This window comes from Prolixibacter denitrificans (genome assembly GCF_003014495.1).
Classification (GTDB): domain Bacteria; phylum Bacteroidota; class Bacteroidia; order Bacteroidales; family Prolixibacteraceae; genus Prolixibacter; species Prolixibacter denitrificans.
Map to the genome: position 1 here is coordinate 1 of NZ_PYGC01000022.1, position 11,696 is coordinate 11,696.

Consider the following 11,696-nt stretch of genomic DNA (forward strand, 5'->3'; position numbering starts at 1 on the left):
CGTCACTGAAATGTCGCCGCCTTTGGATTTTCTTTAGTTCAACTTTCATTTGCTTTTAACCTTTAATTCCGGTCAACCTATTTCAGGGAAGGACAGAAAATCGAAGGTCGGAGAGAATAAGAACGCTGAGCTTTACCCGGTATCGCAAAAGTTTGTCGAGTTGAGCCGATTTGCGTCTAATGTGATTCGCAAACGGATTGAGCAGTTGCCGGAGGTGGCCATGGTGGACATGAGCGGTCTGGTGAGTCCGGAGTTGCTGATTATTCCCGACAACCGGAAACTGGAATCATTGGGTATTACGCAGGATAAGCTGGAATCCATCATCGAGAACAACAACATCAAACTGGGGAACCTGCTTATTCGCGACGGGCAGTACCAGTACAACATCCGCTTTTCGTCGACGTTGCAGAACAAGAAGGACATCGAGGACATCTACTTCAAGGTCAACGACCGGTTACTGCAGTTGAAGGATGTGGCAACGGTGGTGGAACATCCGCAAAAGCAAAAGGGGAAGGTGCTGTACAACGGACAGGACGCCGTCACCTTTGCGGTTATCAAGCAGAGCGACGCCCAGATGTCGGCGCTGAAGGACAAGCTGAACGAACTGGTCGCTCACTTCGAAAAAGATTATCCCGACATCCGGTTCAGCGTGACCCGCAACCAGACGAAACTGCTGGATTACTCCATCCGCAACCTCGACCAGAGTTTGCTGTGGGGTGCCCTGCTCGCATTCCTCATCATGTTCCTGTTCATGCGGGACCCGAAAGCGCCGTTGCTCATCGGCATCACCATTCCCACCTCGCTGGTTATCTCCATGCTCTTTTTCTTTGTCCTGCACATCTCCATCAACATCATTTCCCTTTCGGGGATTATTCTGGGCGTGGGGATGATGGTCGACAACTCCATCATCGTCATCGATAACATCACGCAGCACCGCGAACGGTTGAAACGAAAAGCCGTTCAGCAAGGCGATTCGTTTGATGAAGAGTCTAACCCGCTCGCGCTGGCCTGCATCAACGGAACCAACGAAGTATTCCGCCCGATGCTGAGTTCGGTGTTGACGACCTGTGCGGTGTTCATCCCGTTGATTTTCATCAGCGGCATCACCGGGGCGCTGTTTTATGACCAGGCGATGGCCATCACCATCGGTCTGCTGGTGTCGCTGGCGGTATCCATTACCTTGTTACCCGTCTACTACCGGTTGGTTTACCGGAAAGAGAAGACCCGGAAGGAGCACAATTTCTGGGAACGCATCAGCTCGCTGAATTTCGAAAAGGTATACATGAAAGGGGTCCGGTTCGTCATGCGGAAGCAGAAAATGGCCTGGGGGATTGTCATCCTGTTGCTGCTGGGAACGGTCTGGCTGTTCCACGACCTGAACAAAACGAAGCTACCGCCTATCACCAAGGACGAGACGTTGCTGACCATCGACTGGAATCAACGCATCCACATCGATGAGAACCGGAGGAGAGCGGAGCAGCTGGTGGCACAGATTCAACCGTTGCTGAAAGAAAATACCTGCCTGGTGGGGGAACAGCAGTTCATCCTCGACCCGAGCAGCGCGGCCTCCTCGTCGGAAGTGGTTATCTATCTGAAGGCGAAGAAACCGAAAGATTTGGATGTGATCATCCGGAAAGCCAATCAATTCCTGCAGATGAATTACCCCGAAAGTATCTATTCGTTCAAAGATGCCGGCAATATCTTCAATATGCTGTTCGCCGATAACGAGAAGCCGTTGGTGGCGCGTCTCCGGGCGGTAAACGACCATGGTCCGAAACAGATCAGTTTCCTGGAACGGGCACAGGATAAACTGCAGACCGCCTTTCCCAAACAACACATCGAGCAGTTGCCCCTGTACACCTACACAGTGTTGCGCACGAATCCGGCCAAACTGCTACTGTACGACGTGTCGTTCAAAACGGTATACAGCAAACTGAAGAGCGCGTTTAACGAAAACCAGCTCTTCCTGATTACCGATAACCAGGATTTTGTGCCGGTCATTCTGGGCGACCAGACGCAAACCATCCGGAACATCCTGCAAAGTCTGTTCATCCGGAATTCAAAGAACAAGCTGATTCCGGTTCGTGACCTGATCTCGGAAACGAGCGGGCAGGATTTGAAAACCATCGTGGCCGGGAAAGAGGGAGAGTATTACCCGGTGCCGTTTGATGTGAAGGCGAACCAGGCCGATGCGGAAATGCAACAGATACGGAAAGTGGTTTCGGGCGACCGCAACTACGAAGTGAGTTTTTCCGGTAGCATTCTGTCCAACCGGAAGTTGATGGTGCAGCTCTTCCTGATTTTGCTGGTCTCCATCGGGCTGTTGTATTTCATTCTGTCGTCGCAGTTCGAGTCGTTATCGCTTCCGCTGATTGTGCTGATGGAAGTTCCCGTCGATATTTTCGGGGCGTTCCTGGCGCTTAAACTCGACGGCGAAGGCATCAACCTGATGTCGCTGATTGGTATCATTGTCATGAGCGGTATCATCATCAACGACTCCATCCTGAAGATCGACACCATCAACCAGTTGCGGAAGGAAGGGTATCCGCTGCTGCGGGCCATGACCGAAGCGGGACACAGGAGGCTGAAGCCGATCCTGATGACCAGCCTGACGACCATTCTGGCGCTGGTTCCGTTCCTGTTTACTTCCGGTTTGGGTTCCGATTTGCAACGTCCGTTGGCACTGGCGGTCATTGGCGGGATGACACTGGGAACACTGGTCAGCTTGTACCTCGTCCCGTTAGGATATTATTATTTGAAAAGAGGAGAGCAATCTTCGGTAACAACCAAACCTGCTGAATCTTGAGCCAACAAAAAAAATACCGCCTCTCGTCCTTCTCCGTCATCATGGTGTTCATCCTGCTGATGATTGTCGGAGCCGCTATGTTGCCGTTGCTGAATGTGCAACTCAACCCGTCGCGTTCGTTGCCGGAACTGTCGGTCAGTTACCGGTGGCCCGATGCATCGGCGCGGGTCATCGAGCAGGAAGTGACCTCCAAACTCGAGGGACTGTTCAGCTCGGTAAAGGGCATTAAGGATGTGTCGTCGGTGTCGTCGAAAGGCTCCGGGCGAATCGATTTGTCGTTCAAGAAGACCGTAAACCTAGATGCGGCCCGGTTCGAAGTCGCTTCGCTCATCCGGCAAGTGTACAGCGATTTGCCGCAGCAGGTTTCGTTCCCCGAACTGTCGCTGGGCACCGGCGGCCAGAACAAGGAGCCGATCATGACCTATACCCTCAATGCCAGCGCCAGCCCGTATTACATCCAGAAGTATGCCGAGGAGCACCTGGTGCCGCACCTGTCGGTTATTCCCGGCATCAGCGGTGTGAAGGTGTACGGTTCAACACCCTTCGAATGGCAAATCAAATACAACAGCGACCAGATTCAGACGCTGGGCATCTCGTCCGATGAGATAGCCAAAGCCATTCAGAACTACTTCCGGAAGGAATACCTGGGCGAAGGCTCGGTTTCGAATGTCAGTAGCGAGGCGCATACCATCACCGGCATCTACCTGGGAAATGAAGCGTCCGATAGCATCGACTGGCAAAATATTCCGGTGAAGAAGATACAGGGGCGCATTATTCTGCTGGGGGATTTGGCGAAAATCAGTTACCAGGAACAACAGCCCACATCGTATTACCGCATCAACGGGTTGAACACGGTGAACATGGTCATCACCCCGGAAGAGCATGTCAACAACCTGCGGCTGGCCAAAACCGTGAAAAAGGAGGTGGCGCAGTTAAAAGCCGGTCTGCCGCCGGGCTATTCGCTACTGTTGTCCAGTGACTCGACGAAGTACATCCGCGACGAACTCGACAAGGTATTCGTGCGGACCATTTTCTCCATGGTCATTTTGTTGCTCTTCATCTTTCTCATCAGCCGCGAATTCAAATACCTTTTCCTCATCACGGTTAGCATCCTCACCAACCTCGTCGTGGCCTGCATCTTCTATTATGCGTTCGACGTCGAGATTCATCTCTATTCGCTGGCCGGTATCACCATCTCCTTCGGGATGATCATCGACAACAGCATCATCATGATCGACCACATCCGGCACCAGGGAAACAAGAAAGCCTTCCTGGCGATTCTGGCGGCCACACTGACCACCATCGGGGCATTGAGCATGATTTTCTTCCTGAAGGAAAAACAGCGCATCAACCTCGTAGAGTTTGCGCAGGTCATCATGATCAACCTCTCGGTATCGATGGCCGTGGCGCTCTTCTTCATCCCCGCTTTGATGGAGAAGGTGAAGCTGAAGAGCGGAAAGATGGTCAGGCATTTCAAGCGGCGCAGACGAACCATTCGCATCTCCCGTTTTTACGAGCGGTTCATCCTGTTCGGGAAACGGTACACCTGGATTTTCGTCATCCTGTTCATTCTCGGGTTTGGTATCCCCATTCAATGGCTTCCCAATAAAATCGAAAAAGAAGGGAAGTGGCCCGACCTCTATAACAAAACATTAGGGAGCAGCTGGTTCACTGAGAGCGCCAAACCGGTCCTCGAAAAGGTGATGGGCGGCTCGTTGCGCCTCTTTTCGGAGTACGTGTTTAACAGTTCGTTCTATTCCGAACCCCGCCGAACGGCAATGTTTGTCCATGCCAGAATGCCGGAAGGGTGTACCGTTCAACAGATGAACGAGGGGATGCAGCTGATGGAGAACTACATCAGTCAGTTTCCGCAGATTGAGCAGTTCCAAACCAGCATTTCTTCCTACCGGAATGCGTCCATTATAATTCATTTCACTCCGGAAGCCGAGAACACCGGTTTCCCGTTCCGCCTGAAGAATGATATCACCGCGAAAGCCATCAGCCTGGGAGGAATGGATTGGCAGGTTTATGGGGTGGGGCGCAGTTTTTCAAATGCATTGAATACGGGGTACAAGAACAATCACATTGTGCTGGAAGGCTACAACTACGACCAGCTGTACCGGTATGCCGAATTGCTGAAAAAGAAACTGTCGAAGAACGAGCGGGTGAAGGACAGCGAGATCGACGGGAACGTGAGTTGGCAAAGCGGTACCCTGTACGAGTACTACCTGGCGTTCAATCACGAAGGCTTCGGCGTTCACGGTGTGCAGGTCGACCAGTTCTACAATTTCCTGAAGGATAAGGTGTACAAAGCCCGGCTCAATCCAGTGTACCACGACAACGAGCTGCAGCCGGTTTCGCTGGTTTCGGATGCCTACGGGAAGTTCAATGTGTGGGATTTCCGGAACTTACCGGTGGAAATCGGGAAGAAGCAATTGAAGCTGGCCAACTTTGGTCAAATCACCAAAGAGAAGTCGGGAAACGATATTTACAAGAAGAACCAGCAATACCAATTGATAGTGGCCTACGATTTTGTGGGGCCGGGACCGCTGGCCAAAATCATTCGCGAGCGGGAAATCAAAGCCATGTCCAAGGTGTTGCCGCTGGGCTATTCGGTACACGATTACCAGAGCAATTGGTGGGACTGGAACCGCAAGGACAAAGCGCAGTATTTCCTGTTGTTGCTGGTTATCCTGATCATTTATTTCATCTGCTCCATTCTGCTGGAATCGCTGCTGCAACCGCTGGCCGTTATTTTCATGATTCCGGTTTCATTCATTGGCGTGTTCCTCACGTTCTATCTCTTCGATTTCAACTTCGACCAGGGCGGATTTGCCTCGTTTATCCTCCTGTCGGGAATTGTGGTGAATGCCGGCCTGTACATCATCAACGATTACAACAACTTCCGCCGGAAGTACACCGGTGCCACCAGCCTGAAGTTGTACCTGAAAGCCTTCAACCACAAGATTATCCCGATTTTTCTGACTATCATCTCCACGGTGTTGGGATTGGTACCGTTTGTCTGGTCGGGACAAAAAGAGGTGTTCTGGTTCGCCTTCGCCGCCGGCGCCATGGGCGGCCTCATCTTCTCGGTGGTGGCGATATTGATTTACCTACCGTTATTTTTGCGGATAAAAAAATAATCCTACCAGAGACGCCCGATTTGGGTGTCTCTACTATTTAATTATCTGTTGGAAATCGTTCGAATTTCTTAAACGTATGTAGTGATTCGTCCCAATTCGCTTTCTTTGAGATGAAGATATGACCATCCGGTATTTTGTCCAATTTAGTATCTAAACTTCCTGCAGGTACCACTAACAGCTTGCCTTCCATTTGTAAATTAGGAAGTGCCGAACCACAAGTTGTGCAAAATGCTTTTACATGGTCCGTGTTCGCTAGTTGAAAAGTCTTAACTTCTTCTTCACCTTTTATCCATTCAAGTTTTGCTGTTGTTGAAAATAGATTGGCTGCATGAGCGGAACCCGTATCTTTCCTGCAATATCCACAATGGCATAAATAAAAATCTTCGAAATCGCCTAGCACCCTAAATTGAACAGTCCGACATAAACATGAACCTAAATATTCCATAGGTCAATACCTCCTTTTTTCAATTTCTTAATCCAATGAAAGTGGTTCTCCGCTGAAAGCCTGACTCGTGGTAAAAATACAGTAACCATAAAAACCGTTAGCACAGCAAAAAATGATATCGTTTTGGTTATGGTGTTATTTCTTTAAATAGATTTTACTTTCAAAATTTTCAATAACCAATTTTGTTTTTGAAAGTTTAAGAATTTTATAATGCGCATCCTGTTGTCCGACATTTAGTGTTATCAGGTTTTGGTTTTCGTCAAAAGACCATGTTCCGCTTTGAACCAGGTCGCCTTTACCTGCCTCGAATACACCATCTTGCTTAAAAGACATTTTGTCAATGAAATTGTCCTGTTTCCTGGTTTTCGTATTGATGATTTTTGAAATTTTCCAGTTTCCCATTAATTCTGTTGGAGGTGTGGAAGACGTTAATGTGAAAAAGCTGATCAGGAGAAGTAAAAGTAATTTTTTCATAGAGATAGTTGATTACAGTTTTCGGCAACTAATATAGAAAATATTCTGGTTTGCCTTCGCCACCGGTGTCATGGGCGTCTCTAATCGTTATTTTTCTTCACCAACCGAAAACTATCCCACGACCATCGGATACGCTCTTCCAACGTTGAAATAGAATGCAATTCGTTGGGTAGTCCCCTTTCCGATGTATAAAGGCAGGCTGTATTTCCTTTGCTTTTCTTATCCGTCCAGAAGAAAACCACATAGGCAGAACGGATAAGCAGTGGCTTGCCGTCCGATAAGTCATCACCGATATTCCGGTTTTCTATCGTAACAATTCGGGCATATTTCATTCCGTCCGGTACCGTAACGGGTTTCACCTCCCAACTGAGCAGTGAATCCCGTTGTTTATCTAATGTTGATCTGATGAATTCGCCCCGGCAGTAATTTTCAAATTCGGTTTCCGAACTACATTTTTTTAATGGCTGGTAAAGGATGCCACCGCCTTCGGAGTAGGTATTCGAGATTGATTTGTTTCGAAAGGAAAACGCCGTGCGAGATGGTGTTCTTACGATGAGCTCCCAGGAGGGTAGCGGCATGAAACTGTAATCATACTGATTACTGGCATACCAGCGAATCGTGTCTTTCCAGGCATTTTCCCGAAAATCATGGTTTCCCGTGATTGGCAGGATGCAATACCGGTCTTGTATCGTATGGGGGAAGGCCTCTGTTCTGGCTTTGCCTTCTGCTTCATCCAGAATTTTCATTCTCCCTACAACGCTCTTATCATCTTGTCTCTCCGGTTTTAATTCGACGTAGTAGTTTTTCCCGGGAGAAAGGGGAAGTGATATTTCCACTTTTGCCTGATGAATACTGGTGTGAAACCGGGTGTCTCCTGTCAGGAGCGTGTTGACCCGGTATATATGATTCATTTTGGCTTTGACACAAAATCCCCGATCATCATTCATGATGACAGCCAACCAATTGTCGGGGAATTCATCTGCACGGTCTCTCAGGAAATAGATATGGGCGAATTTTGACGTATCGATGTTGGCCGGGCCGGGTACATAGACGGGTTGAGCATTCCCCATCAGGGGAAGTGTCGACAGTAGAATAACGAACAGGAGGAGCTGATTTGATATGGTCGTTTTCATACCCGGTAGCTTTTTACATACAACCGACAATCGATGGTATATGAAAGGTATGAACTATTCCCGATACATGCTATTCGTTATTCCCCTTTCCATTCTGTAGGATTATCCTGAATATATTTCCGGATTTGTTGCAACGATGCATCGTTCCGGATGATGTGATCGTGAAACCGGGATTGCCATCCAAAATCCGCGTGTATTTTCCGGGCACGGATGGTCACCATTCGTTTGTATTGATTGATGATGACACCCAATATGCCGGGATTCCATTTTTGTGATGCATGGGCGGTACGTGATGGTGGGTCCGCCGTAGAGACGCCCAATTTGGGCGTCTCTACCGATTTTGGCGTCTCTACTTCCAACGCGCCGTTCATCGTATCATCATCCGCATTGGTATCCGTTTTATCAATGACCATAATCCCATGCACATGATCGGGCATCACCACGAATTCGTCCAAAATAACAAATGGAAAATGGATGGGGATTTCCAACCAATATTTTTGTGCCAATAACCCGATTTCCGATAATTGCATTTTTTGGGTGTTCGTATGACCGGGATTGGCCAATGGTGGTGGGGCCACATCCCCGAAATAACATTCCCGGTGTTTCGTACAAATCGTCACGAAATACATGGCATTCGAACCATAATCCCAATGGGACAAACGGGCAGAGGGTATTCGGTATGTATTGAGGAATTTGTCGTTCATGGTATGATGGTTGGGTTGGCCCCAGGAGGTGGCGGTTTGTTGGAATTCGTCTTTATTTCTTTATCCATCTTGCTCCAATATTTTCTCTCTCAGCACAAACTCCTTCTGGCATATCGGCTAATTCATTTATTGAGCCATCAATATCTGTCGCTTCCTCCAAGCTTATTATTTTAATCTCTTCTTCTGAGTGTTCATTTGCACCACATGTAAATTCCCAACTTGAATCATCATCATGGCTGACAAATAAAATTGGTTTGCTCTTGGTCATTACATGAATACATGTGAAGCAAGCCGTATTTCGTTTTTCCTTGAATTTGTATTTCTTTTTCATTTCCTTAAAGGCATCCCAAAGTTTAGGTCCTTGTTCTTTTAATACTTGCTCATTGTCCGAGACAATTTCCTCGAGTTCTGTAAAAAGGTCTTTTTCTTTCCTCCAAAATTCTCTGTCGCTGGTCAAGACAGACTTTAATAGGTCGCCTTCGTAAAAGTCACCTTCAGCTAAAACATTTTCCCTTAAAGTTTCAAGAGCCAGAGGAATTAGATACCTCAGTCCAATGTTCTGACCAATCATGATTCGTAAATCTTCCGTTTCAAAGTCCTTTAGCGGTTTCTTCCTCAGCTGATGACAAGTCTTAACTACATGACTGTCATGGGGTGGTTCACCCCAATGGTCCTTTTCAAGATTCTCTAAACTCATGGACTTCCAATCATTTTTATATTTCGTCTTAGGTGCTTTCAATCCCTTTGGCCTTTTTTTCATGTGTTGCTTAACGGTCAGTATATGCAACATAGGCGATTACGGGCTTCAAACATATCAACCTATTAGAACTTTGAAGCGGGCTGCAGCCCTTAAATTACTATTGTCACGCCTCTTTTGTATATACATTGGTGTATGTCGTTTTTATTGTCCTTTTTTATACTTTTTCGCACTATTCATACTAAGTCCGGCGCCAATCAGAAAGAGTACTCCCATAACAGAGAGAAATCCTGTTAAACCATCAGTTTGAAGTCCAAAAATTATAAATACTACTCCCATGCCTCCAAATATATACGCGTTTCGCATGTGTGCTGAAGAAGCTGTTTTGTAGGATTGTTTGCTTCTATTTATTAAAGAATTAATCTGGCTAACCTCATCAACACAAGTTGCAGTGCAAGCAATTCCATTTTCAACTTCTGTTAAACAATCCTTGCATAATCCTTTATTGCAGTTTTTACAAATCCCAACTGCATCAACATCTGGATGATTAAAACATTTCATATTTTATTATTTTATTTATGCACTACAATGGCTTGAGACTCTGTCAAGAATTGTCAAGTACCATTTATTATTAATCAATGTTATATAAAAAATTAATTCCCCACCCTCATTGTCTACAAGCACAATCCTGTGGCTTTTGCCCTCTATTTCTTTAAATTTCTCAATTGTTTCAATTGGAATAACCAATGGTAATCAGGATGCTCTAAAGTACTAAACTTCCAACCATTTTTATATTTCGTCTTGGGTGCTTTCAATCCCTTTGGCCTTTTTTCAAGTGTTGCACAACGGCTACTTGTATTAGGGGCAAATGGCTCCTGCCTTCCATATGGCAATTGGTTGTATACCGCTATTTTATTTTCATTTTTTCAGTCAAATCAATTTCCATCGTGCCACCATAGTCAAATTTGACTATGACTTTCTGGTTATTTGATCCTCCCTGTATCACACCTTTATTTACAGGAATATCCGAAAATTTTTTGGGCACTCTGGTTTTGGAGTCTTTGACTATTACAAAAAGCATATATACACCAAAGCCAAACGAACCGATTCCAATTTGTTCAAAATCTATTTTCAAATCATTGCTGAAACGCTCAACTATTTCTTTTTTAGTTTTCCTTCCAATCTCTGGTTCATATGGATCCCAATAATGATTCCATATCTCTCTTTTCGTTTCAAATGGAAGCGTGTTCCATTCGTCAAATGTCAGATCTCTTTCAATATTGGTTTTACGGTTCATTGTATTTTTATCTTAAATGGTCACTTGCATGTGATCGGGCAGCTTCGGCCCACAGGACAGTTATTTGATTCTCAAACCACAATTCAGACAGTTGTTTGATTCTTTGTCCAATTTGGCTCCACAGGCGGGACAGATGCTTGAATCGTCTATCCATTCCGGATTCCATTTTTCTATTTCTGAATCTTTAATTTTATTGAGCTCAACGAACTTTATGATTCTTTCCTTTTCTTTCAGATCGGTATCCGGGTCAATAACACCATTTTCTACTAACTCTTTTAGGGTTTCAACCTTTTCTTTGGTAATTATTTCGGCTGCTCTTTCAGTAAGTAGTTGATGATACTTTTGTTCTATGCCTTTGGAGAAATCCGAATCTTTGTTTCTGTTGCATCTTAGTTCTTTAAGATACTCTTGCCTGGTCATTTTAATAGAGTCCAACAATTCGGTATTCTTTATTTGATAATCTTTAAGGCTGAGAATCAACAGTCCGATTGGGCCTGTAAAAAATCCAATCACTATCCAGGTGGCAGGTTCCCTTCCTGTTTGTTTGGCAATTCGGTATGACCAGAAGATTGAAATAATGATTAAAAACCATAAAGTAATAACCAGTATTTCGAAAAGGTCGAAGTCTTCGAAAGTTGGGATTGAGTTATTTTTGAAGGTATGCTTAACCATTAATGCATACACATAGATATACAGCGCCAATACGGCAATAGAATAAATGGTTGCCTTGTAATTCCGATGCGGTTTGAGTGATATGAGCTTATTTATTTCCATTGGTTTTGCTTAACGGTTCCGGCTATGAGCAGTGCGGGTTTTGAAAACTTTCCCTGCGTAACTACCGGAATGCTTTATTATTGATTTTATTTCGTATTTGACTATTTCGCCCGCATTGCTTATAGCCTTTGTGTGTGCCCAGCATGAGCATGTGCACACTTACTTGTAAGTTCCGGATAAAATTGAAAAATACAAATTTTCCGGATTAAACAATAAGTGTAGC

Annotated in this window: 10 protein-coding genes; 2 read left to right on the forward strand and 8 right to left on the reverse strand. The window is 45.8% G+C overall.

Annotation, left to right across the window (positions count from 1 at the left end; translation table 11 throughout):
- The first annotated feature begins 160 nt into the window (after positions 1–160).
- A complete protein-coding gene (locus CLV93_RS19805) occupies positions 161–2,806 on the forward strand; it encodes an efflux RND transporter permease subunit (protein WP_170109013.1) in 2,646 nt (881 codons plus the stop codon).
- On the forward strand, positions 2,803–5,949 hold the full coding sequence (locus CLV93_RS19810; RefSeq protein ID WP_146142097.1) for an efflux RND transporter permease subunit: 3,147 nt from the start codon (positions 2,803–2,805) through the stop codon (positions 5,947–5,949). The genes CLV93_RS19805 and CLV93_RS19810 overlap by 4 nt, the downstream gene beginning before the upstream one ends.
- Before the next feature lie 37 nt (positions 5,950–5,986).
- Here CLV93_RS19810 and CLV93_RS19815 read toward each other — a convergent pair whose 3' ends face one another.
- From CLV93_RS19815 to CLV93_RS19850, 8 genes are all read right to left on the reverse strand, one after another.
- Complete coding sequence (locus CLV93_RS19815) at positions 5,987–6,394, reverse strand: GFA family protein (protein ID WP_106543975.1); 408 nt, start codon at positions 6,392–6,394, stop codon at positions 5,987–5,989.
- Positions 6,395–6,529: 135 nt separating this feature from the next.
- Positions 6,530–6,868: a lipocalin family protein gene (locus CLV93_RS19820; RefSeq protein ID WP_106543976.1), complete on the reverse strand. Its 339-nt coding sequence runs from the start codon at positions 6,866–6,868 to the stop codon at positions 6,530–6,532.
- Between the two features lie 80 nt (positions 6,869–6,948).
- Positions 6,949–8,001 carry a hypothetical protein gene (locus CLV93_RS19825; RefSeq protein ID WP_106543977.1) on the reverse strand — a complete coding sequence of 351 codons (1,053 nt, stop codon included), beginning with the start codon at positions 7,999–8,001 and terminating at the stop codon, positions 6,949–6,951.
- 77 nt (positions 8,002–8,078) lie between these two features.
- A complete protein-coding gene (locus CLV93_RS19830) occupies positions 8,079–8,705 on the reverse strand; it encodes a transposase (RefSeq protein WP_106543978.1) in 627 nt (208 codons plus the stop codon).
- A 52-nt stretch (positions 8,706–8,757) separates the two neighbouring features.
- Positions 8,758–9,444: a contact-dependent growth inhibition system immunity protein gene (locus CLV93_RS20405; RefSeq protein WP_211297928.1), complete on the reverse strand. Its 687-nt coding sequence runs from the start codon at positions 9,442–9,444 to the stop codon at positions 8,758–8,760.
- A 162-nt stretch (positions 9,445–9,606) separates the two neighbouring features.
- Positions 9,607–9,963, reverse strand: a complete 357-nt coding sequence (locus CLV93_RS19840) for a hypothetical protein (RefSeq protein WP_106543979.1) — start codon at positions 9,961–9,963, stop codon at positions 9,607–9,609.
- A gap of 346 nt (positions 9,964–10,309) precedes the next feature.
- A complete protein-coding gene (locus CLV93_RS19845) occupies positions 10,310–10,699 on the reverse strand; it encodes a hypothetical protein (RefSeq protein ID WP_106543980.1) in 390 nt (129 codons plus the stop codon).
- A gap of 60 nt (positions 10,700–10,759) precedes the next feature.
- Positions 10,760–11,473, reverse strand: coding sequence for a zinc ribbon domain-containing protein (locus CLV93_RS19850; protein WP_106543981.1), 714 nt, complete (start codon positions 11,471–11,473; stop codon positions 10,760–10,762).
- Positions 11,474–11,696: the final 223 nt, after the last annotated feature.

Coding starts and splice junctions, on each gene's coding strand:
- CLV93_RS19815 (WP_106543975.1), bottom strand. CDS start 6,394: ATGGAATATTTAGGTTCATGTTTATGTCGGACTGTTCAATTTAGGGTG.
- CLV93_RS19820 (WP_106543976.1), bottom strand. CDS start 6,868: ATGAAAAAATTACTTTTACTTCTCCTGATCAGCTTTTTCACATTAACG.
- CLV93_RS19825 (WP_106543977.1), bottom strand. CDS start 8,001: ATGAAAACGACCATATCAAATCAGCTCCTCCTGTTCGTTATTCTACTG.
- CLV93_RS19830 (WP_106543978.1), bottom strand. CDS start 8,705: ATGAACGACAAATTCCTCAATACATACCGAATACCCTCTGCCCGTTTG.
- CLV93_RS19840 (WP_106543979.1), bottom strand. CDS start 9,963: ATGAAATGTTTTAATCATCCAGATGTTGATGCAGTTGGGATTTGTAAA.
- CLV93_RS19845 (WP_106543980.1), bottom strand. CDS start 10,699: ATGAACCGTAAAACCAATATTGAAAGAGATCTGACATTTGACGAATGG.
- CLV93_RS19850 (WP_106543981.1), bottom strand. CDS start 11,473: ATGGAAATAAATAAGCTCATATCACTCAAACCGCATCGGAATTACAAG.